Annotated in this window: 25 protein-coding genes; 5 read left to right on the top strand and 20 right to left on the bottom strand. The window is 38.3% G+C overall.

Annotated features, from left to right (window positions below; genetic code table 11):
• Positions 1 to 19 precede the first annotated feature (19 nt).
• From ACSU6B_RS16945 to ACSU6B_RS16935, 3 genes are all read right to left on the bottom strand, one after another.
• Positions 20 to 1,294 carry a GntP family permease gene (locus tag ACSU6B_RS16945; RefSeq protein WP_410886951.1) on the bottom strand — a complete coding sequence of 425 codons (1,275 nt, stop codon included), beginning with the start codon at positions 1,292 to 1,294 and terminating at the stop codon, positions 20 to 22.
• Between the two features lie 119 nt (positions 1,295 to 1,413).
• Positions 1,414 to 2,535, bottom strand: coding sequence for a sugar diacid recognition domain-containing protein (locus ACSU6B_RS16940; protein ID WP_410886949.1), 1,122 nt, complete (start codon positions 2,533 to 2,535; stop codon positions 1,414 to 1,416).
• 408 nt (positions 2,536 to 2,943) lie between these two features.
• Positions 2,944 to 3,912, bottom strand: coding sequence for an SIS domain-containing protein (locus ACSU6B_RS16935; RefSeq protein ID WP_410886947.1), 969 nt, complete (start codon positions 3,910 to 3,912; stop codon positions 2,944 to 2,946).
• A 225-nt stretch (positions 3,913 to 4,137) separates the two neighbouring features.
• On the opposite strand from ACSU6B_RS16935, the gene ACSU6B_RS16930 reads away from it, so the two are divergent.
• Positions 4,138 to 4,866 (top strand): UTRA domain-containing protein, encoded by a 729-nt coding sequence (locus ACSU6B_RS16930; protein ID WP_410886945.1) that lies wholly within the window; start codon positions 4,138 to 4,140, stop codon positions 4,864 to 4,866.
• A gap of 253 nt (positions 4,867 to 5,119) precedes the next feature.
• On the opposite strand, the gene ACSU6B_RS16925 is transcribed toward ACSU6B_RS16930, so the two are convergent.
• The 5 genes from ACSU6B_RS16925 to ACSU6B_RS16905 form a co-directional block, all read right to left on the bottom strand.
• On the bottom strand, positions 5,120 to 5,962 hold the full coding sequence (locus tag ACSU6B_RS16925) for a fructoselysine 6-kinase (RefSeq protein ID WP_410886943.1): 843 nt from the start codon (positions 5,960 to 5,962) through the stop codon (positions 5,120 to 5,122).
• Between the two features lie 13 nt (positions 5,963 to 5,975).
• Entirely contained in the window at positions 5,976 to 6,698 is a 723-nt protein-coding gene (locus tag ACSU6B_RS16920; RefSeq protein WP_410886941.1) for an amino acid ABC transporter ATP-binding protein, read from the bottom strand.
• Complete coding sequence (locus tag ACSU6B_RS16915) at positions 6,685 to 7,347, bottom strand: amino acid ABC transporter permease (protein WP_168241379.1); 663 nt, start codon at positions 7,345 to 7,347, stop codon at positions 6,685 to 6,687. Before ACSU6B_RS16915 ends, ACSU6B_RS16920 begins: the two co-directional genes overlap by 14 nt.
• Positions 7,348 to 7,458: 111 nt before the next feature.
• Positions 7,459 to 8,268 carry a transporter substrate-binding domain-containing protein gene (locus tag ACSU6B_RS16910; protein ID WP_214997490.1) on the bottom strand — a complete coding sequence of 270 codons (810 nt, stop codon included), beginning with the start codon at positions 8,266 to 8,268 and terminating at the stop codon, positions 7,459 to 7,461.
• A gap of 345 nt (positions 8,269 to 8,613) precedes the next feature.
• On the bottom strand, positions 8,614 to 9,576 hold the full coding sequence (locus tag ACSU6B_RS16905) for a helix-turn-helix transcriptional regulator (protein WP_410886938.1): 963 nt from the start codon (positions 9,574 to 9,576) through the stop codon (positions 8,614 to 8,616).
• Between the two features lie 110 nt (positions 9,577 to 9,686).
• On the opposite strand from ACSU6B_RS16905, the gene ACSU6B_RS16900 reads away from it, so the two are divergent.
• From ACSU6B_RS16900 to ACSU6B_RS16890, 3 genes are all read left to right on the top strand, one after another.
• Entirely contained in the window at positions 9,687 to 10,166 is a 480-nt protein-coding gene (locus ACSU6B_RS16900; protein WP_410886936.1) for a GyrI-like domain-containing protein, read from the top strand.
• A gap of 24 nt (positions 10,167 to 10,190) precedes the next feature.
• Positions 10,191 to 10,658 carry a phage tail protein gene (locus ACSU6B_RS16895; RefSeq protein WP_410886934.1) on the top strand — a complete coding sequence of 156 codons (468 nt, stop codon included), beginning with the start codon at positions 10,191 to 10,193 and terminating at the stop codon, positions 10,656 to 10,658.
• A gap of 87 nt (positions 10,659 to 10,745) precedes the next feature.
• Positions 10,746 to 11,474: a class I SAM-dependent methyltransferase gene (locus ACSU6B_RS16890; protein WP_410886932.1), complete on the top strand. Its 729-nt coding sequence runs from the start codon at positions 10,746 to 10,748 to the stop codon at positions 11,472 to 11,474.
• A gap of 104 nt (positions 11,475 to 11,578) precedes the next feature.
• On the opposite strand, the gene ACSU6B_RS16885 is transcribed toward ACSU6B_RS16890, so the two are convergent.
• Positions 11,579 to 11,818 carry a spore germination protein gene (locus ACSU6B_RS16885; RefSeq protein ID WP_410886930.1) on the bottom strand — a complete coding sequence of 80 codons (240 nt, stop codon included), beginning with the start codon at positions 11,816 to 11,818 and terminating at the stop codon, positions 11,579 to 11,581.
• A gap of 417 nt (positions 11,819 to 12,235) precedes the next feature.
• On the bottom strand, positions 12,236 to 12,568 hold the full coding sequence (locus ACSU6B_RS16880) for a hypothetical protein (protein ID WP_214997477.1): 333 nt from the start codon (positions 12,566 to 12,568) through the stop codon (positions 12,236 to 12,238).
• A 368-nt stretch (positions 12,569 to 12,936) separates the two neighbouring features.
• Here ACSU6B_RS16880 and ACSU6B_RS16875 point away from each other — a divergent pair, with 368 nt between their 5' ends.
• Entirely contained in the window at positions 12,937 to 13,908 is a 972-nt protein-coding gene (locus ACSU6B_RS16875; RefSeq protein ID WP_410886928.1) for an SMP-30/gluconolactonase/LRE family protein, read from the top strand.
• A gap of 281 nt (positions 13,909 to 14,189) precedes the next feature.
• On the opposite strand, the gene ACSU6B_RS16870 is transcribed toward ACSU6B_RS16875, so the two are convergent.
• From ACSU6B_RS16870 to yycF, 10 genes are all read right to left on the bottom strand, one after another.
• Entirely contained in the window at positions 14,190 to 15,416 is a 1,227-nt protein-coding gene (locus tag ACSU6B_RS16870; protein ID WP_410886926.1) for an anaerobic sulfatase maturase, read from the bottom strand.
• 17 nt (positions 15,417 to 15,433) lie between these two features.
• Positions 15,434 to 17,638, bottom strand: coding sequence for an arylsulfatase (locus tag ACSU6B_RS16865; RefSeq protein WP_410886924.1), 2,205 nt, complete (start codon positions 17,636 to 17,638; stop codon positions 15,434 to 15,436).
• 143 nt (positions 17,639 to 17,781) lie between these two features.
• The gene (rlmH, locus tag ACSU6B_RS16860; protein WP_214997475.1) at positions 17,782 to 18,261 is read right to left on the bottom strand and encodes a 23S rRNA (pseudouridine(1915)-N(3))-methyltransferase RlmH; all 480 of its coding nucleotides are present in this window, start codon (positions 18,259 to 18,261) and stop codon (positions 17,782 to 17,784) included.
• A 101-nt stretch (positions 18,262 to 18,362) separates the two neighbouring features.
• A complete protein-coding gene (locus tag ACSU6B_RS16855) occupies positions 18,363 to 18,521 on the bottom strand; it encodes a CxxH/CxxC protein (protein WP_214997474.1) in 159 nt (52 codons plus the stop codon).
• 150 nt (positions 18,522 to 18,671) lie between these two features.
• The gene (locus ACSU6B_RS16850) at positions 18,672 to 19,913 is read right to left on the bottom strand and encodes a S1C family serine protease (RefSeq protein ID WP_410886922.1); all 1,242 of its coding nucleotides are present in this window, start codon (positions 19,911 to 19,913) and stop codon (positions 18,672 to 18,674) included.
• 278 nt (positions 19,914 to 20,191) lie between these two features.
• On the bottom strand, positions 20,192 to 20,986 hold the full coding sequence (locus tag ACSU6B_RS16845; protein WP_410886920.1) for an MBL fold metallo-hydrolase: 795 nt from the start codon (positions 20,984 to 20,986) through the stop codon (positions 20,192 to 20,194).
• Positions 20,987 to 20,992: 6 nt separating this feature from the next.
• On the bottom strand, positions 20,993 to 21,793 hold the full coding sequence (locus ACSU6B_RS16840; RefSeq protein WP_214730824.1) for a two-component system regulatory protein YycI: 801 nt from the start codon (positions 21,791 to 21,793) through the stop codon (positions 20,993 to 20,995).
• Entirely contained in the window at positions 21,780 to 23,102 is a 1,323-nt protein-coding gene (locus ACSU6B_RS16835) for a YycH family regulatory protein (protein WP_214997471.1), read from the bottom strand. The genes ACSU6B_RS16840 and ACSU6B_RS16835 overlap by 14 nt, the downstream gene beginning before the upstream one ends.
• A complete protein-coding gene (walK, locus tag ACSU6B_RS16830) occupies positions 23,099 to 24,925 on the bottom strand; it encodes a cell wall metabolism sensor histidine kinase WalK (RefSeq protein WP_410886918.1) in 1,827 nt (608 codons plus the stop codon). The genes ACSU6B_RS16835 and walK overlap by 4 nt, the downstream gene beginning before the upstream one ends.
• Positions 24,926 to 24,930: 5 nt before the next feature.
• A complete protein-coding gene (yycF, locus tag ACSU6B_RS16825) occupies positions 24,931 to 25,641 on the bottom strand; it encodes a response regulator YycF (protein WP_098934353.1) in 711 nt (236 codons plus the stop codon).
• Between the last annotated feature and the right edge of the window lie 172 nt (positions 25,642 to 25,813).

Here is a 25,813-nt window from a genome sequence, read left to right as displayed (position 1 = left end):
CTCTCCTGTCTATTTGATGTTATCCAAACAAATGAAATACACCATAAATTAAGGTAGAAATAATAGCTAACGTTAAACCAACTAGTGTTTCATATGGAATTACTTTTAGGCGTTCTTTAATTTCCATGTTGACACTTCCGCCTGTTGCATGGAAGAAGCTGCCGTGTGGTAAGTGGTCTAAAACGGTTGCACCTGCATGAATCATAGCAGCACCGGCAATAGCGGAAACACCCATTCCTAAGATCGTCGAACTAAATACTTGGCTGGCTACAGCTGTACCAGCAGTTGTAGAAGCAGTTGCAGCTGACATAAAGATACCGGATACCGGTGCAAGAACATAACCTGGGAGGCCAAGTGCATTTAATCCTTCGATCAAAACATCTTTTAATCCAGAATTAGCGATAATACCTGCAAGAGTACCTGTTCCAAGGAGCATGATTGCCACACCGGTCATTTTCCCCAAGCCTGAAATAGCATACTCGTTTACTTTTCTTCCTCTGCCCATCACGATTGCACCAACAATACCTCCAACAGGTAAAGCAATCATCGGGTCAATACTAATATCGAACAGTGGTCTTAAGGCTAATAAAATAATCGTCACAATTGGCGCAATTAGGGCCGGTAAAAAAGAAGGCAGCGGCCCGCCGTTATGAGATTGAATTTCTTGTGCTTGAACGGTCGAACCCTTTTTCACCAGTTTTTTAGCAAGAAAATACGTGACAACAAGCCCGAAAATTGCAGGAATGATTCCAGCAGCCATAATGGATGTTAATGGAACTTTAAAAGCATCCGAGGCAGCAATAGCATTTGGGTTTGGTGACATAATGTTTCCGGCTTTTCCTCCACCAATCATAGCTAATAAAATAGCGGTTTTCGAAATGCCAGCCCTCTTGGCAATCGCAAGAGCAATAGGAGAAACTGTAATAACAGCTACATCAATGAAAACACCTACTGTCGTTAAAATCATCGTTGCTATAGCTAAAGCAAGTAACGCTCTCGTTTCACCTAGTTTTTTAACAATTGTTTCCGCAATAACAGCGGCAGACCCAGACTCGATGAGAACGCCAGCTAAAACACCCGCTGCCAAAATTCTTAATACGGCTGGAATAATCCCTTTAGCCCCTTCCATCATTAAGGTTACGGTATCGGTAATATCTACTCCGCCAACAAGACCACCAACTAACGCACCGGCAATCATCCCATAGACAGGAGAAACTTTCTTTAAAATTAAAATGATGGCAATAACTAATGCTACAACTGCACCTAAAGCGCTTACTTGAATATGTCCATCCACTTATTTATACCCCCTTGTTGTTTGTACCACTATTGTAAGCGTTTTCCAAGTCGTTTACATTGTTCCTCCAATCAAAAAAAGACCTAGTTCTGCTAGGCCTTTTTGTGCATTTGCACAATTTATTTCACTTGATTTTGTAAAAAAGATAGATAAAGCTCAAGTAAATCCTTTACTTTACGCGGATCCTTGTTTGTCAGTTCTGTAATACGGTCCAAACGGTATCTGAGCGTGTTACGATGTATAAATAACCGTCCAACCACTTTATGGTTGTCTCCATTCTCCTCAACATAAACCTTTAACGTATCAAGTAGTTCTCCTTTTTTATCATGCTGTTTCAATTGTTCAATATAAGGACCAATCTCGTCGCTAATACCATATTGATTGACCCGTGCTAGGAAAACAGGCAGTTTATAATCCTCGTAAAAATAAATTTTTTTATTTGGGTCCAGTTTTCCACCAACACTCGAAGTATATATTGCTTTCCGATAAGACTTAGCTATTCCATCAATGGTTGGATGATAACTGCCAACCGAAATGTTACAGTCTAATTTTTGATATTTTTCTAAGCCCTCAGCCCATTTTTCCATTTGCTGTAAGGTTTTGGCTGATTCCCACTCTGATTCTTTTATGCTTACTTTTTTTAATAGAACCATATGATCCGGTTGCATTACATATAGGTCAGCTTTATCCAGTTTATCTCGGATCCATTTGTATCCCTTTGAATTATTTTCAAACGTTAGAAGAATTGCAACGCGTGGAATGTCTAAATCTATTCCAAGCCGCTTTACCCTTTCAAAATAAAGTGAATTTAACTGATCCACACCGTGCAGCAGCTGACCAGTAAGTTCTTCTTTTAATCGTTCATCCCACTGCATTTCATCGATTAATACTGCTTGTTCAAGGATCATTTCTGCTGCCATTTTTACTAATTCCCCGTAGCTACGGATTTCATCAGGTGCTCCCGTAATTCCAATGACACCCACTACCTTGCCACGGAACTTAATAGGAAGGTTAATTCCTGCCCTGACACCGTGAAGTTGTTCCGTTTCGTCTTCACTGATTTCAAATCCTGTTTGGGTTTCTATAACTCTTACAGCACCTTCATGAATAGTATCTATCCTTCTCTTATCACCTGATCCAATAATAACCCCTTTCTCATTCATGACATTAATATTTCGGTTGATGATTTTCATCGTTCGATTTACAATTTCCTGAGCCAAGGATTGATCTAAAAATCTCATATAAAACCCTCTTTTAAAGGGGGGCAAGTACCCCACACTGCATTAAAGTATTAAGGAATAAAAAAATACGGTTGGTAAAATCATAAAATGTTTGATAACTATCAAGTAATATTTAACCAATCCTCTGTGGGGATAGCAAGGATTCATTTGATATTTTAATCATTTATAGCTTCAGGAGTTTTTCTTATTCGATTTAGGAATCTAAGTAAAGCAATGAAAAGACGTGATGGAATCTTTGGGAGTATAATACACAGATATTTCGTTAATTAAGTAGAAAAGGATCAAAGCTCTTGATAAATCAAGTCTCTCCTTTTAGGTTATAAAAAAGAGAGCCATTTATAAAAAATATAAAAACTGGTATTAAATATTAATACCAGTCTCTTGAAAAATTATAACAAATATATCAGGTTAGTATTCTAACTTCCACATGTATCTTCTTTTTGTAAGTGGATGATTTCTAACTATAGCTAATTGTTCTGCATACACACGTAATACACCTGAGATTAACATTGGGTTAAAGTAATCAACGACTTCTTTTGCAATCGCAGATCCTAGGCCAAAGTCTTTTGCATCTACGACAGTTGTTTTAGCATCGAATCTATTTAGGAACTCAAGTGCGCGTGAATCCATATCCCTTGTTCTGCCATCATTCATCAATAGTAGGAATGGTACATCTTTGTCTACGATTTCGAAAGGACCGTGGAAGAATTCCCCATCGTGGAATGTTCCTGAGTTGATCCATTGCATTTCCATTAGTAAGCAGATCGAGAAAGAGTACGCTACTTCATGAGTTGCACCGCTGCTCATTACATAAATGGTTTGATCATCTTTGTAAGCATCTGCAAATGCCTTTGCTTGTGGAAGCACAGAGGACACAGAGTTTTCGATTAAGTCATAGATTTTAGAAAATCCATCTTGCATTTTGCTGTAGTGCTCATAGCCTTCAAATTGATTTAGGATTTCAGCTGCTAGACCTAATACCTTAGTCATCTTCTCCATTTTCGCACCATAATTAGCAGCCCAGCCATGGTAAACTACATAATCCGCATCTTTTGTAATCGCAGAACCTTCTTCATATGTAACAGCAATTACATGTGCGCCTAATTCTTTTGCTTTTGTTGTAGCAGCAACAGTTTCTGGAGTAGATCCACCTAGAGAACAAGTAATAACAATGCTGGTGTCATCCACAGATACTGGAGTCGCATAATTGAATTCATTTGCTGTGAATAAGCTGACACGAAGCTGTTTGGAATTAGCCTCCAGGAAATACTTTGCAGGATATAATTCTGCTTTAGAAGCACCGCAGCCTACAAAATGAACACTCTTTATTTCCGGTTGTTTTTCCTTAATTTCTGAGATGATATAATTTAATTCCATTTTTTCTCCTCCAATTAAGTTCTATTATATATTATAACGTTATATAACATTATATTAATACTCAAGTGTAAAAATGTCAACTATAATTCTGAAAATTAGTAATATAAAATTCAAACGGTCATAAAGGTTAATATATTTTAAGAATATTAAAACAATATATACATTAAAAACATTTTTGTTATATAATATTATATAACGACTTATTGTTTGAAAGGAACATATACAATGAAATTAAACAATTCTATTTCAACACCTTTATATGACCAATTAAAACAAATCATTAAGGATTCGATTCTGCAAGGAATTTATAAACAAGGTGAGAGGCTCCCTAACGAAGCAGAATTATGTGAGATCTATGGTGTCAGCCGAATAACAGTTAGAAGAGCCATTCAGGAGTTGACCGAGGAAGGTCTTCTAGAACGCAAACAAGGAAAAGGTACATTTGTCATGCGGACTAAACTCGCAAGGGAATTAGTTTCAGTTGATGGTTTTACTGACTTTAACAAACAGTTAAGAAAAAGTCCTTCAAAGCGGATTCTTGTTTGCGAGGAAATTAAAGCTTCTCCTGAAATAGCGGAATCTCTTCGAATTGCCATTAGCTCACCTGTATTAAGGCTCGTCCGACTAATGTTTATGGATGACTACCCTTTTACCCTTGATGAAACTCATTACTCCTTAGAGCGCTTCCCTGATTTAGCCAGTCACTTCCTTGAAAATATATCAACCTATGATGTTTTAAAAAACATTTATAACGTTAACATGAATTCCAGTTCTGCCCATAAAATCATTACGGTTGTCCCGGCTACAAGTCTAGAAGCTGAATATTTAGATTGTGATATTGGTGATACAGTATTTAATATCGATAAAATCATATACGATGAAAGCAAAATCCCTATTCATACTTCTAACTTTAAAACACGAACTGAATTAATTGCTTTAACGATCACAACTTAAATGGATCTGGACACTTCTCTGTCAATGGCAGTGAAGTGTCCTTATTCCCATAGAAAAAATTATCTTTTGTTCCCTTATCCCATTAATAAAACAGGTATCGTTCATAACGATACCTGTTTTATTAAATATTTATAGATTAATATTCTAGTTTCCACATATATTTCTCCTTAATTTGTCCCACGATATAATTTAGTTCCACTTGTTTCTCCTCCAATAATCTTTATTTTTATAAAACCTTTACATTAATGGGTCCTTACTCATACACCTTTCCGTAACCAAAGGAGCCGTCAACCAGGCATTGCTGGGATGAGAAATCGGCTGCTTTCTCCAGGCTCTTTGTAATGATTTGGTCTTGATCAAAAATGCCTTCTTTGATTTGGCCTATGTAGTTCACCATAAAGCAAGTAATGAAAGAATCGCCTGCTCCCATTGTGTCGGTTGCTTTAACAAGCTTTGGTTCCTGCACGTAGAATTTGGCACCGTCGAATAATAGAGCCCCTTTTTCCCCCATGGTGCATAGCACTAATTTACAGCCCATTTTTGTCACCTTTAACATCAGATTAAGCATCTCATCTATCCTTAAATGACTGCAGGAAAAATAAGCATAATCTACAAATGGAACAATTTCATTCACTTGATTTTCTGTAAAATCGGATGAAAAGTCGAAGCCGATGGGGACACCCACTTCTTTAAGCTTCTGTAATTCCGGTTCTGTAAACCCATAAAGGCCTGTGTGGACTAAATCAAATTCTTTGATATAGTTCAAATCAGCAGCGGTTAAATTTAATCCATGTTCCCTTAATACACCGCAGCGGTTGCTTCCTAAAAACACCCGGTCTCCTTCTTTTAAGGTAACTCTGGCACAGCCGTTCTCTCCTTCATAAACCTTACAATGACTGATATCCAATCCAATTTGCTGGATACTTTCCTGTACGTGTACTGCTTCTCGGTCTGTTCCAAATGCACCTAAAAAGGCCGCATCCACTCCAAGCCTTTTGGCATAGACGGCAAAGTTCAGTGCATTTCCTCCTGGATACATGGTACGAATATGTTCATATTTATCTACGACATTGTCACCTAAACCAATTACTTTCATAATCAAACCTCACTTATAACACCTTTGATAGGAAATCAATAGTCCTTGGGTGCTTTGGATTTTCGAAAAATTCCTTCGGATTATTTTCTTCCATAATCTTTCCTTGATCAATGAACAGAATTCGATCGCCCACTTCTTTTGCAAATCCCATTTCATGTGTGACAACGACCATGGTCATTCCTTCTTTAGCAAGGTCTTTCATTACAGCCAAAACCTCTCCAACCATTTCAGGATCCAGAGCAGATGTAGGTTCATCGAATAACATGACCTCAGGCTTCATCGCAAGCGCTCTTGCGATGGCAATTCGCTGCTGCTGGCCGCCGGACAAGGAAGATGGATAAGCGTCTATCTTTTCCAATAAACCTACCTTTTTTAGTAGTTCTACCGCTAATTCCTTTGCTTCGGCTGACTTCATCTTTTTTACTTTAATGGGAGCGTGGCAGATATTTTGACAAACGGTTTTGTGAGGAAATAAATTAAACTGCTGGAATACCATTCCCATTTTTTCCCTCACCTTGTCAATACTGACATTCTTAGCTGTAATATCTTGTCCATTCACCAGAATGCTTCCGCCTGTTGGAGTCTCCAATAGGTTGAGACATCTTAGGAACGTACTTTTACCTGAGCCTGAAGGACCAATGACAACCACTACTTCACCCTTATTGATCGTGACATCGATTCCTCTTAAAACCTCATTTTTTCCAAAACTCTTATGTAAATCCTTAACGGTTATCACTAGTCTTCAACCTCCTTTCAACAATCCCCAGTAATCTCGACAAAGTAAATGTCAGTACTAGGTAGCCAAGAGACGCTACGAGGATTGGTTCCAATCCTAATGCCGTATTTCCTCTAACGATGGTTGTTTTATACATCAGCTCAGCCACACCGATAACAGAGACGATAGAAGAATCCTTGATGCTTCCGATAAACTGATTACCCAGGGCTGGTAAAATGTTTTTAAATGCTTGAGGCATAATAATATCAAACATCGCTTGTCTTTGATTCATCCCTAAACTTCTTGCCGCTTCCATTTGACCCTTGCTAACCGCTTCAATACCGGAGCGAATTGTTTCAGAAATATAGGCAGCAGCATTAAGCGATAAGGCGATTGCACCTACCGCCAAATCCGGAATATCACTTCCATTAAAAAGAGCAGGTACTCCAACATAAATAATATAAATTTGAGCAAGAAGCGGTGTACCTCTTACAAATTCAACATAAATGTCCCCAATTAACTTAACGATTTTATATCTGGAACGTCTTAAAAGGGTTAAGGCAACACCAAGAATACTTCCTAATACCACCGCAATTACAGCTAGGATGATGGTTATATAGATCCCTGTTAAAAAAAATTGATAATAGGTTCCAAGAAATGAAAAATTCAATTGACTCCCCCCTTTTAAAATGGTTTTTACGAGCTCACCAAACCGATATGATACAATGGTAAGAAATAAACTTTATTTTGTATCATATCGGGTCAATTATTTGGAATACCGTTAATTTTGTTTTACTTTTGACATTGCGTCTATTAACCACTTTTCATAATCAGGTTTTGTTCTTTCAATCGTTTTATTAATCGTATCCATAACTTCTTTATCTGTATCATTAGGCAATGCAATAGCCGCCCCTGCTGTATCGTCATCAAATAGTAGTTCAGTTAACGCTAAGCTAGGGTTGCTTTTAATAAGAAGTTTAGCAGTTGGGCGATCCACTAGGACTGCGTCTACTTTGTTAGCTGCCAAATCCATAGCTAATTCAGTAGATTTCCCTAATAATTTTAACCCCGCATTTGGAAATTCTTTTTCTACTATTTGTTCTTGTACAGAAGATTTAATAGCAGCAATTCTTGCCTTCTTCAAATCGTCATTTGATGTAAACTTGTCCAGTTCTTTTTTACGGACTACCATTACGTGTCTATCTTTATAGTACACATTCGTGAAGTCTGCATTTTTTTCTCTTTCCTCTGTTGGACTGATAGCCGAAACAATCATGTCAATTTTTCCGGCTTGAAGAGCTACTAATAAACCATCGAAATCCATATCTTTAATTTCATATTTAACACCTAAATCTTTTGTTACTTCATCGATTAACTTAATATCAGAACCAATTATTTTATCTTTTCCACCGTCAACGGCGTGGAACTCATATGGAGGTGTAGCGGCCATCATACCAACAACAATTTTCCCTTTTCCCTTTATTCCTTCCTTTGCTTCTGCCTTTTCGGATGATCCACAACCTGCTAATGAAATAGTGAGAAGAGCACTTAATGCGACCCCAGTTACTGATTTTAAAATTCGCTTTTTCATAATTTTCCATCCCCCTTAGTATTTCACTTCAATTTTTTTACTATTATAGAATATTATTATAGTTCACAACATTTAATAACGTTATATAACATCATATTAATGACTAAGGCGGATATTGTCAATAATAATTCTGAAAATTATCAATTAAAAGTCTTGTAAGCGTTTTGTTTTTTATACATTATCTCCAAAAAATACCATAATTGCCAAATAAAACTTTCAATTTTGTGGGATCATCTTATATTTTTCCGATATAGAGAATATATTAGTAAATATATTAACAAACGAATTAAAAGGCATGAGGCCGGTTCAATACCGTATTCATGCCCTAGGTTTAACTGGCACTGCTTATGAGCAGAATAAACATAATCTCTCTTGTAAACCTTCTAAGACTTCTTCTGGCACTTCCCTGACCTTGATATCCCCACCTAGGAAAAGCAGCCAACTTGTCATTTCGGTCAATTCTTCGGGATTATTAACATTGATAAAAGTCTTTAGAATGGCTGTGGCTTGGTAAGGATTCGTATAGGAAAGTGATACTTTTAAAGGGTGGTATTTTTTAAACTGAGCAATCGCTTTTGGACCAAGTTCAAGAACAAGGTTGATTACTTCTTCCTGCTTACTTAGCTTTTCTACAATCTTTTTCTTACTTAATCTTTTTTTCGTTGGGTGGGGTTTGACATTGGTGAGATTGTCGACATTAAAAATCTGCTTCTTTTCTTCCTTTAAGTCAAAACCTTCAATCAGCCACAGGCTTTTTTCACGATAAAGGTGCAAAAGATAAATGGGATAAGATTTTATTATCTTCTCTTCTTTAATAGTGATCAATAAATATCTATCCAAAAGAAGGATTTGGATGAGTTTTTCAAACATGGGATGAGGGAGGTCTGACAGATCAAGCAGGTCGGGATTATTCGGGTTGGTCCCTTCAAATAGCAAGATTTGATTTAAAAGAACAAGGTCATCTTGCTGGTTTTCTGAGATGAGGCCTAGTAACTTTTCAGCTAAAGACTGACGACTCTTTAGATAGGGGAGTTGTTGATTTCTTGTGGCCATAAAGGCAATAAAAAGAGCTTTAATTTCATTATCAGTAAAGCGAACAGTGGGCAGGACAGAGTTGTTCATGACAAAATAACCCCCATCCCTACCAACTTCAGCGACAAGCGGCATCCCCATAGCTTCAATTTCTCTGATATCTCTAATAGCTGTCGAACGAGAGATGTTAAATTCCCGCATGATTTCAGAAATTGTAAAGTGGGCGCGATTGTTGATATACCGCATGATGATATTAATCCGTTCAACTTTTTTCATCGGGACCTCCTAAACAGTGTCATTTTTTGACATGATTTAAGGCTATTATAAACTTATCAAGTGGAAAGACAAATCATTTGATTAATATTAAAAAAAGGAAGGTTTTAATTATGGCAGATTATACCCTAGAAGAAAAAGACAGCTTTACCGTTTTAGGTTTTGGAACTGAGCTTAAGAGCGATTACACAGACTATATTGGCATAAGTAAGGAAAAGTCAGATTTTTGGCGGTCCGTCAAACTAGATGGAAGGCTTGACACTTTAAAGACACTAGCCACTAATGACTACATTTTTGCCGTGAACGAAGCGGTGAATAACAAGATGATGCATTATGCTGGCGTCATGACAGAGACATCGTTACCAGAAGCATCCAGGGTTATCCAATTTCCTAAAGGGGAATACCTTGTTGTTAATGGGGAAGCGAAAACGGCTGATGAGTTGAGTAATAAGCTTACCGGCATTGCCTTTGGTCAAGTCTTGCCAGAAGCAAAGAATTTTGCCTATGTTGGCGGGCCAAATGCAACGGTTGAGATGGGGCAGCGAAATGGCTTAGTATTTGGTGAAATTTGGATTCCGGTTGTTAGGAAATAAAGAGCTAAAAGGAGGAGGATGGAATTGTCCTATATCGTTGATTTTAAAAATGTGTCTACGGTTGGTTTAGAGTCTTCACCTGTAGCAGAAGCACTTGCTGGTTTACGTGCCAATGAAGCCCGTTATTTTATGAACAAATACAAACATGAATTTACGGTTGTACCAGCTAGCGAAAGCCAGGACACACTTGATTATGTGAATCGAATTTTAAAGGAAGAACGTGATATTGAGTTTGCGGCCAAACCTTTAGAAACGTCACGTTTTCAAGTGGAAAATATCAAAATGGCCTACGTCTTTTATGAGGATGGTCTTGGGGTCAACGTCATGTATACGGTTGATGACCCTAAGCCGAAGCGAGCTGTTGGTTTTAAGCTTTCTGAGGGGATGGAGGTACCAAAGGAGTTAGAAGGGAAGTTTAAGTTTGCTAGGCAGAAGTCTAAACTAGCTGGAACAATTCGGGGCTCGTATTTTGTTATTAAAGGAGAATATTAAAGTAAACAAAAGGACATGCGGAGGACCTCAGCCATCTTTTGAAAGGAACCATCTTATTTTTATAATCATATTATATAAATAAGATAAATGGAGAAGGTGGTTGTCATTGGGGCTTCAATATATTTAGATTTTTTGTCAAAATTTGGTGTAAGCGGTGCACATCCTGGTGGTATTAAACTAACAAAGAAAATATTCGAGAATGAAAAGATTAACAATTCTTCTCGAATTTTAGATGTGGGTTGTGGTACCGGCCAAACAGCTGCCTATTTAGCAGCCCATTATGGTGCAAAAGTAACAGGGCTGGATATCAACCCTATAATGATAGAAAAAGCCAAAAATAGAATGACAAAATACCAATTACCGGTGGACATTATTCAGGGCTCAATAGAAAAATGCCCGTTAAAAGACAGCCACTATGACTTTATTATTTCCGAATCTGTTCTTTCTTTTGTCAACAAGCCTAGAGCACTTAAGGAAATATTTCGATTATTAAAGCATGATGGTCGGTTTATTGCAAATGAACTTACCGTTAATGGGAGTCTTAGGGTGAATTCCGAAGAGGAAATTAAACAATTTTATGGGTTAGATTCTATCCTCACGGAAAAGGATTGGATAACCTTATTTCAACAGGCTAGTTTTAAAAATATAAATACTTTTATGAAAAAACCATCTATCCTTCAAAACCATTCAATGCCTGAATTCCAGTACTCAGAGCATATTGAACCTAAACTTTATGAGGTTATACATCAGCATTTTCATTTAATGGTAAAATATCAGGGGGCTTTGGACTATAGAATATTTTTATGTACTAAATAGTTATTTAGAAACTCCCCTATAGAAAACATTCATGAGCGATTGCTCTTAATTGTTTTTTTCATCGAGTAGGAGGGGGGATTAACCCCCGACCTCTCACACCACCATCATTGACTTTTGTCTGATGAAGATGGATTTTCGTTTTGACCTTGATCACTTATATCTGAATCTTGAGTCACCGTAATAATCACGGAATTAGCAGGGGAATAATCTCCCATTGAAAAATTAGCACCAAATAATTTTAAGTTTGCAGTATGGCTATTGTGTAAGATTCTTCCTATATTAATGCTTGCATTTGATGCCATCCCGTTTACGTGCAGGTTGAAAATATTAATTTGATTAGACATAAGAGCCTCCAATTAAACGTAGGTTTTGATATAAATTATGTTAAACAAGCATATTAAGAAATGGACAAACATGGAATTTAATATATATAGTTTCCTATCTCTTAAATGCGACAAAAATTCATTCATCGGCATACGTAGCTTTTTCAATCCTTTTCTATCTATATCACCATTTCAAATCAATACTGTTGTGCGTTCATACAGGACCTATCTAAATTTATTATGTAAGGATAAACGAATGAAAATTTTATAAAAAATAAGGATAATTACGCATAGGTTCATAACGAGTTTTAGAACTTACTTATCCAATGATACCTAGCCTTGTATGAAGTTCGTGTTCCCCAGACTGGATGTTTGCCGCCCACACATAGAAAAAGCCTGTAGGTACCTATCCACTACAGGCCTTTTTTGTATAGATTTTTAAATAAAGAAGGGGAAAAATGGCCCAAATCTTCTTATCCCAAAGAAAGGGAACCCAAATAACCCAAATGGTCCGAAGAAAGGGAAAAACTGTCTGCTTTCGCTGCTTTCGCTGCCTGCATCCATTGTGTGCGTTGGCATATGAGAATGCTCCATCTTCGGCATAAGAATATACATTTTCTCCCTGTCATAGCTATGAAGTATGCCCTGGTAAACAGATCCATCATTTAGTTCCACTTGAACAAACTGGTAGATATGTTTTTTGCACTTTTTATGGAAATTCTCCATATCTCTTTCAGCATATATAGCATCCTGGTTAATATATGGTTGCATAAAATGACCTCCTCTAATTCACTACCTTTACAACCTATTCTTTGACGAAGTTTTGTGTTACCTAAACTTTGAATAAAATCACATTTATACCTGCAGTTAATTAGGAATTATCCATCAACAACGCAAGATACAATTCCAGCCAGGATTACAGTCTAAAACTTTTAGTCTAACAAACTACAAATTAATTAAATAGAAGAAAAAATTACTTATTTTTTATTAAATTCAGATACTTTCCTATATTGTTTATATTCATAATAAAATGATAAATTAAAACGATATACAGGCTCCCTGTGTAAAAATTCTGGGAGCTGAATAAATGAAAGTTTTATCATTTGACCTTTATAGGTTAACAAGGAGGAATGTATCAAATGAAAAAAAGGGCATTAGCACTAACCGTATTAATCATCCTCTCCCTTATTACTGTTACAGTTGTTGGAGCAAAATCGTTATATGTAACAAAACCGGTGCCAAAAGGGGAAAGACATTCCATTTCAGAAATTGTCAGTCCTAGTAGTAAATGGGAAAAGGTCGCAGCTGGAAGTGGATTTATGGAGGGCATTAATTTCGACCGCAGCGGAAATATTTGGATGGTTAGTCCGCCTACAGGTGAAATTATTAAGGTCGAAGACGATAAGATTTCAATCATAGAAAAATATGCAGGGCTCCTCCCTGTAGGGGCCAAGTTTCACAAGGATGGACGCCTTTTTATCACGGATGTTACTGGAACACTCTATGCCTATGACCCTACTACTGGAGATCGCACAACCATTGTTGATTCTTACAATGGTAGCCCTTTAAAAGGACTAAATGACCTCGTGTTTGACCAAGATGGTGGACTTTATTTTACAGAGCCAATGGGATCCAGTGCAACGAAACCAACAGGACGTGTCTTCTACTTGCCACCGAATAGTAAAGAACCAGTACTCTTTCAAGAAGGGATTGCTTATCCAAATGGGATTGCGATTTCAGCTAACGGTCAACGTGTATATATCTCTGAATTCGCTACAAACCGAATTATCTCCGTACCTTCAAAAAATGCTAAAGACGCACGTGAAACGCCGTTTGTCTTCGGTCAATTTGAAGGCGGAATCGGTCCAGATGGCTTGGCCGTCGATACGGAGGGCAATCTTTATGTAGCCCATTTCCAGGCTGGTGAAATTGTCGTACTTGATGCAAGTGGATTTAAATACGGTACCATTCGCCTGCCTAAGGATGAGGGGACATTTACCACCAATCTGACTTTTCATAATGGATACCTTTATGTAACAGAGTCATCGAAAAATGAAGTCTGGCGTATTGAGGTCAAAAAGGATGGTTTGCAGCCTTACGGATTACAATAGAACTAACAATGATAGAGGTTTTTATGGATAATTTATAGACAGAAAATAATAGTTTCTCCCTTCTTCAAAAATCTCTCGGGTTTTCTAGGGCTGCCACAGAACATTATTGTGACAGCCCCTTTTTTGTTGTATCAAGAAAAGAAACGTAATCAAGCACTATAATTGGGTGTTAGAAGTGATAGAATTCTATGGAAAAAATTTGAAATGTAAAACTGCCTCTATTTATGGTAAGGTTCACCGTGACTAATCAAAATGAGGTATAAAAACCCTTTTTTAGATATTTATAAACCACCTTGGTTCATAAGTATTTCTTTAATATAGGAAGCAGGCAATCCATCTTGTAGCAGTTGCTTCATTATTTTCATGTACGGAGTAATATGTGTAAAATATTTTTTATAGGAAGCGCATAAATAATTTAATCCTGGTTCATTTTGATCTGAAACGAGAAATCTATGTTTAGGACATTCCCCCTGACAAGCAAATCGAACTTGGCAGCTTCTACACACTGAGGGAAGTGTGTCCCTTTTCTTTCGACCAAAGGCAAGCTGCGCTGGATGATTTATACTATTTAATAAACCGTCAGTAATATTTCCTAATCGATATTCAGGATACACGTAATGATCACAGGAAAACAGCTCCCCATTGTGTTCCATCGCTACTGCTCGGCCACACTCTTCTGCAAAAATACAAATTGGTGACGGAATCCCGATCCAAGCAGCTAACGCCCATTCAAAATTCATGACAAAAACGGAACCTGCGTCCTTCAGAACCCACTCATTAAATATTTGAATGAGGAAGTCTCCATACATTTCAGGTTCTACCGTCCAAGGAGTGACTGTTTGTTGTGCTTCTTCTACTAAAAAAGAAGGCGGGGTCGCATGTCTTAGAGACAGCTCTGCCGCTCCTTCATTCACTTCCCTTTCTACAATAGGGATAAACTGGATATATTGAATTTCTTGCTGCTTAAAGAAATGATATATTTCCAGAGCTTTATAAGCAGAATGTCTCGTGACACAGGTTAGGACGTTAAATTCGACGTGATGCTTCTTTAACAGGGATATGCCCTTCATGACCAATTCAAACGTAGGTTTTCCCCCACGGTCAATCCGGTACTTATCATGAATAGCCTCGGGTCCATCCAAGCTTAAACCTACCAGAAAACGTTCGGCTGAAAAGAATTCACACCAGCGATCATCTAATAATGTTCCATTTGTTTGAATCGTATTAGTGATTCGCTTCCCGTTAGCATACTTTTTTTGCAGAGCAACTGCTTTTAGAAAGAAATCTAAGCCAATTAATGTTGGCTCTCCCCCTTGCCAGGCAAAGATAATTTCCTGTGTATCCTGTGAGTCAATATATTGTTTAATATACGACTCTAGAACATCATCAGACATTCGGAATGAATGATTTTTCGGATAATACACTTCCTTTTCTGTGTAAAAACAGTATTTGCAATCAAGGTTACAAATTGGACCTGTCGGCTTAGCAAGAATGTGAAAACTCCCCAATTGTCTACCTCCTTTCTCTAAAGATAAGAAATTGAACCATTTATATTAATGGAGATTGGATCTCTTTTTTTCTTTTTAAAAAACATCGGGTCATTATACAGTTCAATAACCGCTTTCTGTATTTGCCCGGTAAACGGAAATTCCGGAACTGGGTAGTTAGCGCTCACAGAAGTTAATCGATCCCGGCCTATATCCATTCCCTCAATAGAAATAAGAAATGATAATGTACGAGGCATGTAACGTGTACCAACTTGCAGTCCATTGATAGAAAGCTTACCCGTTCCACTCGTTTCTTGACTTCGTTTAAAATCAAATCTTACAGTTGAAGACCCAATAGGTACTTGTACGGACGATTGAATCTTATAGACGGTGCCAACATAATTATATTCATAGAATAGGTAGTTATCTTTTATATATAATGTATAGCCGCTTGAATGATTTCCATGAGCAAGTAAGACTCCTTCTTCTGAAGGATTGGAACGAAAGATAGGAATGGTGATGGAATAAGAGGAAAGGGTTAGTTGTGGAGCAGCAGTTGATGGCAAATGAGCCATTCCAGGATAGAATGTGAACGTTGTTCTTCCCTCCTGCAAGCCGTAATAACCTTTTATAAACGGATTGTCATTTAAAGGAAGAACACCGTACTTCTTCGCTTCTTCCCACCAAATTGCTTGAAGCTCCTTTAATTTATCTGGATACTTATTTGCTAAATTATACTTTTGGGAAAAATCCTGGTTTACATGGTATAACTCCCATTGATCCTCCTGGAAAGGGACTCCTCTTTCATGATAGGTAACAGCCACCCATCCATTCTGCCAAATAGCACGGTGTCCGAGCATTTCAAAGTACTGAGTTTTTCTCTTTGATGGGGCAAGCGGTTCTGTAAATGTATCCAACATACTCACACCATGGAGCGGCATTTGTGGAACACCTTCATATAGTTTAGGTGCTTCAATGTTTAGGAGTTCTAGTATAGTAGGAGTAATATCAATCGCATGATAAAATTGTGAACGAATGGAACCAGGATCTAGAATACTTTGAGGGCATTGGATGATTAGGGGAACGTGAGTCCCTCCATAAAACGTATTCTGCTTATAATATTTAAAAGGTGTATTACTAACCTGCGCCCAACCTTTAGGATAATTGGGGGTTGTGAACGGACCTCCTATTTCATTTACTTGAGTAAACATCTGATCTACACTTTCTTCAATCCCATTGAAGTAGGCAGAATCGTTAATAGAACCGTTCCAGCCTCCTTCCTGGCTTCCTCCATTATCAGAAAGTAACACAATAATGGTATCACCCATCTTGTTTTTTGAATTCAAGAAATCGAGTAATCTCCCTATTTGCTGATCTGTGTGAGTAAGAAATCCAGCATACGTCTGTTGGAATTTGGTAAACAATAATTTTTCTTTCTTTGTCAGTTCATCCCATGGCTTAATTCCTGGATTACGTTCTACGAGTTCGGTGTACGGCGGGATGATTCCCATTTGCTTTTGCACGTTGAATCTCTCTTCCCTGATTTGATCCCAGCCTTTATCGTATACCCCTTCATATTTTTCGATCAATTCCTTTGGTACCTGATGGGGCTCATGCGTGGCCCCGAAGGCTAAGTACAGAAAGAAGGGACGGTCAGGTGTAACAGAGAGATGATCCGTCAAAAATTCGAGCGACTTATCAACCAGGTCCTCTGATAAATGGTAATTAGATTTATCAGGTTTGTCTACACGATGATTATCAAAAACTAAATCTGGCGCATACTGATCCGTATTCGCTAATAAAAAGCCATAATACCGCTCAAAGCCTTTTGAGAGCGGCCAGTTTTCAAATGGCCCGCTCGATGCAGCTTCATGACCTGGAACCAGATGCCACTTTCCAACCATATAAGTAGCCATCCCATTCCACTTTAAAATTTCAGCCAAGGTGGCAGCCGAGTTTGAAATTCTTCCTCGTTTATTAGGATATTGAGGCCCCCAATCTATATCCGTTATGATTCCCACCCCCACCGAGTGGCAGTTACGGCCTGTTAGTAGACAAGCACGGGTAGGTGAACACAAAGGGGTTACATTAAAGTTATTGTACCTAAGACCGTTTTCTGCTAATGAATTAATATTAGCTGTTTCAATCTCTGAACCATAACAGCCTAATGCTGAATAACCCACGTCGTCCAGTACGATATAGATGACATTAAGATCAGATTTCTTATCGGAACTCTTGGGCAATCTCCTCAACTCCTTCATACTGCAACATTCAAGGACTACCAAAAAATCGACAAGTATATATTTAGTACTATATTAAAGGGACAATTTTAATATGAAAAAAACAAATAAAAAGAAGCCTTTTCCGGCTCCTTAAAAAACCTCATTTATTTATGGTACGGTTCCCCCCGATTAATCCGAAACGCTCTATATATCTGCTCAACGAGTATGAGCCTCATCAATTGGTGGGGGAAGGTCATCCGCGAAAAAGAAAGCTGCTCATTCGATCTTTTTATGACTTCCTCACTTAAGCCCAATGACCCTCCGATCACAAAGGCAATCTTACTTTTTCCATAGGTAGCTAGCTTGTCTAGTGAATCAGCAAGTTCCTCGGATGAGCTTAATTTTCCCTGAATCGCTAAGGCAATTACATATGTATCCTGGCTTATCTTTGCTAAAATTCTTTCGCCTTCTTTTTGCTTTACTTGCACCATTTCCAACTCACTTAATATTTCAGGTGCTTTTTCATCGGCAACTTCAATGACATCAACTTTTGCATAGGCAGTTAGTCGTTTTAAATACTCCTCAATACCCTGTTTTAAATATTTCTCTTTCAATTTACCAACCGTAACAATCGAGATATTCACAATCCACAACCCTTTTCAACTTGATTACAAACAGCTTACAAACAAGATATCCACAGAAGTTATCCACATATTCACAATTTTTATCCACATCTTGTATGGAATCATTTGTTCGCCACCATATATACAGCTTGTTTTTCACAATATTCACAGCCTGTTGATGACTTATCCACAGGGATTTGTGATAATACTGGATATGTTTGATATTGGTCCACAATATCATCTAAAGCAATCTCCACATGTTCCTCACAGCTATAAATCATTTTTCACTTCAACCTTTCTTACACTTCATAATTAATTTTATTGTTTACAGTAAAACGTTCTGTCATACGAACTGCCTCAATAACTAATACATCATAACACAAATAAAAACAGGAAAGTGAACGGTTCACTTTCCTGTTTTGCCTACGCTTTTATTGAGTTGTTTCTGCTGCTAATCTTAATGTCGTCTGCTTCAACTTACCTTCACGGTAATATTTAATCTCCAATTGCTCGCCAATTTTCTTTTTCTGGTACAAATGTTTCCGAAGATCGATGACGTCGTTAATTTTTTGCCCATCCATCTCTACGATGACATCCAACTCTTGCAAGCCTGCTTGAGCGGCTGGCGAATTGGGTACGACTTGTCGTAAGGCTACACCATAATTGATTGACCGAGGCAATTTCAACGCTTCTTCTTGATAGTAGGCTGGAATTTCAGAGACTGATTTTAAATCCACTCCCATATATGGACGTTTAACCGTTCCAAACTTTTCAAGATCATCGATAATTGGCCGGGCTGAATTGATTGGGATGGATAATCCAATTCCTTCAACTGCATTTTGTGCAATTTTCATGGAGTTAATTCCAACCAACTGGCCGGTAATATTAATTAAGGCCCCGCCGCTGTTTCCTGGATTAATGGCCGCATCGGTTTGCAGTACTTCTGCATTCCAGTCGATTAATCCATCCTGATTAATATCAACCGGAATCGTCCGCTTAAGTCCAGAGATAATTCCTTGTGTGACCGACCCTGAAAAGGTTGCACCAAGCGGGTTCCCGATCGCAATAACGGGTTCACCCATTTTTAAACTATCGGAATCACCAAATTCAGCTACCTTTTTTATCTTGTCCGCATCGACCTCTAGGACAGCCAAATCAGTCCAGACATCACTGCCGAGCAGCTTAGCAGGAATCTTTGTCCCGTCGATCAAGCTTACTTCCAGCTTTGTCGCCCCTTCAACCACATGATGGTTTGTGACAACGAAAGCTTTACCCCCAACCTTCTTATAGACAACTCCAGAGCCTGTTCCAGCGGCTTCTTCCTCTGAATCGGCTTGATTATCTGACCAAAAGCTGGTGGACTGGATATTATTGATTCCGACAACCGCATCAGCTGCTTTTTCAACAGCCTTCGTTGTATTTGTGTTCACATCATAGGCAACCTGTTTATGGATGAAATTCTGATCATTATTATTGTTAGTTGATTCTACTGCATTGTTTTCATTTGTATCAATTTGGTAGGGGAGGAACCCACGATTGGATAAGGCTGGAATAGCAATGATTACTAAAATTGCACCAAGTATCGCACCAACTACGCTGGCTAGGAAAACTCCACCCCTGTTTCCTTTCTGTTCCCTGAAGCGGTTTTGTGAATGATCATCATAATAACCCACTTTACATCATTCCTCACTTTCCGAAAAGATTGCTATCGTTTATTTTGGCTTATAAATACAATTATACTCGTTCATCTATAAATTACTAAATAATTACCTTGTATTAATAAAAACTTACGACTTTGTTCATAGTTTTTTAACAAATAATCTGCCATTGATTTGCGCTCCAGGCGCTTCGCTTTCCGCTCCAATCAACATAGTTATTAACCTCTAACCCTGCCAATAAAAAAAGAATGAAGTGCCTTATGAAAAAGGTACTTCATTCTTTTATAAATGTACTATACAGCTGTTAAAGCTGTCGGTGTTTTCGGGTCTGTATCGTAAAGGCCAAATTGTTCGCCAACAATCAGCCCACGCTCCTGAAGGGTCTGTGTTACCGCCATTTTTGCTAAGTCCTTCATGTTATTATCCATGCTTAAATGGGCAAGATAAATTCGCTTAGTTTGATCGCCAACCACATTACTCATCGCAAAGGCTGCGTCCTCATTAGAAACGTGGCCCACATCGCTTAAAATTCTTCGTTTAATATTCCATGGGTATCTGCCCATCCGAAGCATTTGAACATCATGGTTGGATTCAAAAATATACACATCTGCATTGGAGATGGTCCCCTTCATCCTGTCACTGACATAGCCTGTATCCGTAATTAAGACAAGTTTTTTTCCTCCATGATGAAAAACGTAAAACATGGGTTCTGCTGCATCATGTGATACCCCAAATGATTCAATATCAACAGCACCAAAGCTCTTCACTGTTTCCATATTGAAAACAAACTTTTGCTCCGTTGGAATCGCGCCGACCGAGTGTTCCATCGCCCGCCAAGTTTTTTCATTCGCGTATACAGGCAACTGATATTTACGGGCGAGAACCCCAATTCCCTTAATATGGTCACTGTGCTCATGCGTGACAAATATTCCGGAAAGTTTACTAATATCACGGTCAATTTGTCCAAACAGTGCCTCCATTTGCTTACCGCTAAACCCAGCATCAACTAGAAACGAATGTTCATCAGACTCCACATAAAGGGCGTTCCCTGTACTCCCGCTTGCAAGAATGCTATAACTTAAAGACATGCTATTTCACTCCAATTTACTATTTTCATCGCTGTTAAATTGAATAATCTGCCCTTCAAATGCGTTCACAAACAGGCTCTCCTTACCATCGACCTCAAAGCGCCAAGTTGGCGCTAATACTTGTGAAGCAGCCAACTGGATGAGTGTGGAGTAGCCAAGCTCTACCCTGGTAATTTTACTCTTCGACTTCAACATCCCTTTCTGGTGCAAGGTTTCAATCGCCTTTAACGGCTTAAGAATTTCTTCTTTTGCTGTTAAAGTTTCCATTTCCTCCAGGAAGGTCTGTTCATAAGAAACAATTTGATCAGCTTCATTCACTTTAAATGTGATCATCCCATTAATATTCTTAAACAACGGGAAATTCTCCGATCGTTGATAGTAAGTGATCGTTTGATCTTTGTTACTTTTCTCTCCAAATTGATAATCTTCTCCAAAAAGCACATTATCCGTTAAAAAGGTAGAAAGCTCTGCCGGTTCAAACTTATTAGTTAACTGCAGTGGTTTCTCTAATTTGGCATGAAGAGAGGTTGTCCCGATTCCGCTTAGAACAACAGTCTGTCCCTTAAGTTTTTTAATATCTTCTTGATTAAACATCTTAGGCTTTGCACTGAGGTATTGAGCCTTAATGGGATCCTTGGGAAGGTCCACAAATTTGATTTCATCCGCTTTCAGTTTTTCTTCAAACGAGGCCTCAGTAATCACCTCATATTTATTGGCATCACGGACTTTCATGAATTGAAATAAGAGATAAACATCTAAAATTAAGAACGTTATAATAAAAATTGTTTTAATCTTACTCCAATCCATGCTGCAATCCTCCTAGGTCTTCCATCGTAATCTGTCCCCATGTTTTATCATAGCGATAGAACCAGGCGGGTTCTAAAAGGATTAGCTTATTCTCATCTGAATCCCTTTCCATCCGATAGCCCAAGATCATTTCCTCAAGAAGACTTGGCTTAAAGTTCTTTTTGTTTTGTAAAAATTTCAGTGCATCATGCCCCGATGGGCGTGTGACCTTTTTCATTTCCGTTGTAAGGGGAAGTTCCAAAGAAATATTTGGCCGAATATATTGATTGATTTCATCACGGCCCCAAACCTCACTAATTTCAGCAATCCCGTTTCCATTAAAGACAGGATAGCCTTCGATGCTGTATAAACGAAAGGTTACGGAGTGATTAAGTTCATTTTTATCAACATAGCGATAAGGGTCTGTCCAGCCGCCATGTTCATTCACAAAGTCAATACTCCGTTTGACTAAATCATAAGAGCTATTAACAAAATTCTCTTCCACAGTTGGATTGACATAGCGAAGGACGTTACTTTCAAAATTCAACGTCATTTTACTAGAATCGTTCGTATATTCCTCCCCTGAAGGGACGAAGCTTTTTTGCACAAAACTAGGGTCGTTGAAAAGTGCTTCTTTAAATTCCTCAGAATCAAGATTAACAGGCAAATATTTATAGGTTGTCATTTCTGTTTCAGTTTCTGGAAGAAAAATCGTCCGCCATTCAGAAGCTTCATAGGCGAAATGACGTGGGAACTGCGCTGCATTTTTATAAATATTACGATTAAATTCACTTAAATGAGCAGAAGAAATATGACTTATATATACTTGCTGATGTTCAGTGGAAACAAAATAAACAATCCCATTTTCCTTTTCTGAATTCTCAACATTGACAATGATTCGATTGAAGGTGAAAGAAGGTATTTTTTTACCCTCAATATTTAAGACACTGCGATATAACTCAATCGGGACTTCTCCTGGAAAAATAATTTCCGCATTGCCGCTGCCATGGATTAATTCCTTAATGTTTTTCACATCGTTTGTATATTTTTTTACATCAAAAAAGGCCCAACTGCTTAATTGTTTGAGAACCTTTTCGATCTCTTCTGTGTTATTGGTTCCATAATGCTGACCCTTAACGTGAAAAAACACCTGGTCAGGCCTGACGATCTTTTGGACCTCTTGTTTTTCACTTAAGGTGACTTCAGCTACCGTTTTACTCTTTTCCATTGTTTCGTAATTAGGCTGGTAGGTCCAAAGATTCCATGTTAAAAGAATACTAACCAGAACTAAAAAGGTTAAAATTCCTGATTTAATATTTTCGTATCTCATGACCATTCATCCTCTTCAGAACGTTCATATGGGAGTGAAAAGGAAATCTTTGTTCCTTTCCCTTCCTCACTTGTTGCCCAGATTGCCCCACCATGAGCATTAACCATTTCCTTTGCAATCGCCAGACCTAGGCCCGTACCGCCTAGTTTCCGAGTTCTCGCTTTATCGACACGATAAAAACGATCAAAAATCTTTCCAATATTCTCTTTCGGAATCCCCATGCCTTGGTCTGTTACGCTGACAATAATTTTATCGTCCATCTCTTTAATCGAAAATGTTACATTTCCACCTTCAGGTGAATACTTTAAGGCATTTGAAATAATATTGTATAAGACCTGTGTCATTTTATCTTCATCAATTTCAACAAATATCACATGATTCGGGAGTTTTCTTTTAAAGGTGACGTTTTGTTCCTTCGACATTTCAAACCTGTCAATGATGCGGTGGAAGAAGTCGACGAAGTTTACCCATTCGATTTTCAGTCTGTAATCCGTACTATCCATTTTTGAAAGCTGGAGCAAGTCATTGACCAAGCGAATCATTCTTTCTGTTTCGGTCCGCGTCACTTCTAAAAATTCCGGAGCAATCTCCTCATCCCGCCAGGCACCATCTGCAAGAGCTTCTAAATAACTCCTCATTGTCGTTAGCGGTGTCCTAAGTTCATGGGATACATTGGCGACAAACTCTCTTCGTTCGGCGTCAATTTTTTCTTGATCCGTGATATCATGCAAAACCGCAATTAATCCATTGACAAAGCCCGTCTCTTTTTGAATCACAGAGAAATTGGCACGCAGGAAATAACGCTCGGTTTTTGTACTGTAATCTAAGATGATTGAATCCTTTTCCTCCAATAAGTCTTCGAAGGAATTGGTATCATCTAAATCTAATAACGAGACAATTGGCTGGGTCAGCACTGTTTCACGTGAAACATTCAGCATTTCTGCCGCTGGTTCATTGATTAAAATAACCCGGCCTTTCCTGTCGGTAGCAATGACACCATCCGTCATATAGGACAAAACAGATGACAGCTTCCGACGTTCCCCTTCAGTCATGGCCTGTGCTTCCTGGAGCTTTTTCGTTAAATTATTAAACGTAACAGCCAGTGTCCCAATTTCATCATTGCCATATACTTTTACTTTCCGTGAAAAATTACCCTTGGTCATCGCTAAGGCCTGCTTCTTCATATCAGCAATCGGTCTTGTGATGGTTTGGGCTAATAATATCCCTAATATAGCTGTAATCGATAAGGCAATTGCTGTCCCTGTAGCAAAAATCCCATTAATAGTTTTCATCTGTTCAAAGACATTTTCTATTTTTGCGACAAGGTAGATTGCACCAATTACTTTTTTACCTGACATAATTGGAGTAGAAAGGACCCAAATCCGATGGCCTGTTTGTGGGTCGATTAATATTGCGCTTTGATCCTCTTCTAAAACCATTGATTGTTTGATTCGGAGCTCTGTTGTCCTTTGTCCAACCACCCCTTGGTTACTGGGATGTGAGGTACCAAGAATTTTAAGAGACCTGTTTTCAATCACCCGAACTTCCGAAATATCACCTGCATCAAAGTCTCTGAGGATTTTTTTGATATCCTCTTCGAGTGTTGGATCTTCAGGCGTTCTCTCTTTCTCCATTTCCTGAACCAGATTGTAGGCAAGCAAATCAACCCGTTGCTTTATCGAAGTCTGGAAGTTTGTCCGTAATGTTTCTTCAAGCTGTTTGACAAAATAAACGCCGATAATTTGCATGGCTACTAAAATAAGGAGGACATAGATGATAACGAATTTTACGTTTATAGAGCGAAAGAAACCAACCTTTCTCATTCATCTTACTCCTGTTCAGGATTCCGCAAATAGTATCCAACTCCGCGGCGAGTAACAATCCACGTTGGATGACTTGGGCTGTCCTCAATTTTTTCCCGCAATCTTCTAACCGTTACATCAACGGTCCGCACGTCTCCGTAGTAATCGTAACCCCAAACCGTTTGCAGGAGGTGTTCCCTTGTCATCACTTGACCGATATGTTTAGCCAAATAGTAAAGCAATTCAAATTCACGGTGTGTAAGCTCGATTGTCTCACCTCGTTTTGAAACAACATAAGCATCAGGATGGATAATAAGTGAACCAATTTCAATTTCATTGGTTTCGTTCTCTGCATCTGGCTGCGTCAGAATTTGCTGGTGACGGCGCAAGTTAGCTTTTACACGCGCAATCAATTCTCTTGTACTAAAGGGTTTGGTTACATAATCATCCGCACCGAGTTCAAGACCTAAGACTTTGTCAATTTCAGAGTCTTTGGCAGTCAACATAATAATCGGCATTTCATACTTCTTGCGGACTTCACGGCATACTTCCATCCCGTCTCGTAATGGAAGCATAATATCTAAGAGGATTAAGTCAGGTTCGATTTCATCAACCAACTGGAGTGCTTCGTTTCCGTCATAAGCACAATAGACAACATAACCTTCTTTTTTTAAGTTAAACTGTAAGATATCAGCAATTGGCTTTTCATCATCAACTACAAGAATTTTCTTTTCCATACCATATCTCCTTATCATTTAGTCGATCTAATCTATTTAACAAATGCTCTAGAAGTCATAACTATACTAGATTACTGTATCATGTTATTGGCATAAATTCACCTATAAGTACTATTTGGAAAGATCTGGGTCGTGAAGCCAGACAATTCTCTAAGAATAAAGAAAAGCCTCT

Origin of the sequence: Neobacillus sp. C211, from assembly GCF_051842875.1 — a bacterium.
Taxonomy (GTDB): domain Bacteria; phylum Bacillota; class Bacilli; order Bacillales; family Cytobacillaceae; genus Neobacillus.
The sequence above is the reverse complement of the archived record's forward strand: the minus strand, read 5'-3'. Positions and strand labels throughout refer to the sequence as shown.

Excerpts from the sequence above, each read along its gene's own strand:
- walK (WP_410886918.1), bottom strand. The coding sequence starts at position 24,925 with ATGAGAAAGGTTGGTTTCTTTCGCTCTATAAACGTAAAATTCGTTATC.
- ACSU6B_RS16900 (WP_410886936.1), top strand. The coding sequence starts at position 9,687 with ATGGCAGATTATACCCTAGAAGAAAAAGACAGCTTTACCGTTTTAGGT.
- ACSU6B_RS16940 (WP_410886949.1), bottom strand. The coding sequence starts at position 2,535 with ATGAGATTTTTAGATCAATCCTTGGCTCAGGAAATTGTAAATCGAACG.
- ACSU6B_RS16890 (WP_410886932.1), top strand. The coding sequence starts at position 10,746 with ATGGAGAAGGTGGTTGTCATTGGGGCTTCAATATATTTAGATTTTTTG.
- ACSU6B_RS16875 (WP_410886928.1), top strand. The coding sequence starts at position 12,937 with ATGAAAAAAAGGGCATTAGCACTAACCGTATTAATCATCCTCTCCCTT.
- ACSU6B_RS16935 (WP_410886947.1), bottom strand. The coding sequence starts at position 3,912 with ATGGAATTAAATTATATCATCTCAGAAATTAAGGAAAAACAACCGGAA.
- ACSU6B_RS16855 (WP_214997474.1), bottom strand. The coding sequence starts at position 18,521 with ATGATTTATAGCTGTGAGGAACATGTGGAGATTGCTTTAGATGATATT.
- ACSU6B_RS16910 (WP_214997490.1), bottom strand. The coding sequence starts at position 8,268 with ATGAAAAAGCGAATTTTAAAATCAGTAACTGGGGTCGCATTAAGTGCT.
- ACSU6B_RS16840 (WP_214730824.1), bottom strand. The coding sequence starts at position 21,793 with ATGGATTGGAGTAAGATTAAAACAATTTTTATTATAACGTTCTTAATT.
- ACSU6B_RS16835 (WP_214997471.1), bottom strand. The coding sequence starts at position 23,102 with ATGAGATACGAAAATATTAAATCAGGAATTTTAACCTTTTTAGTTCTG.
- yycF (WP_098934353.1), bottom strand. The coding sequence starts at position 25,641 with ATGGAAAAGAAAATTCTTGTAGTTGATGATGAAAAGCCAATTGCTGAT.
- ACSU6B_RS16930 (WP_410886945.1), top strand. The coding sequence starts at position 4,138 with ATGAAATTAAACAATTCTATTTCAACACCTTTATATGACCAATTAAAA.
- ACSU6B_RS16880 (WP_214997477.1), bottom strand. The coding sequence starts at position 12,568 with ATGCAACCATATATTAACCAGGATGCTATATATGCTGAAAGAGATATG.
- ACSU6B_RS16925 (WP_410886943.1), bottom strand. The coding sequence starts at position 5,962 with ATGAAAGTAATTGGTTTAGGTGACAATGTCGTAGATAAATATGAACAT.
- ACSU6B_RS16885 (WP_410886930.1), bottom strand. The coding sequence starts at position 11,818 with ATGTCTAATCAAATTAATATTTTCAACCTGCACGTAAACGGGATGGCA.
- ACSU6B_RS16905 (WP_410886938.1), bottom strand. The coding sequence starts at position 9,576 with ATGAAAAAAGTTGAACGGATTAATATCATCATGCGGTATATCAACAAT.
- ACSU6B_RS16845 (WP_410886920.1), bottom strand. The coding sequence starts at position 20,986 with ATGTCTTTAAGTTATAGCATTCTTGCAAGCGGGAGTACAGGGAACGCC.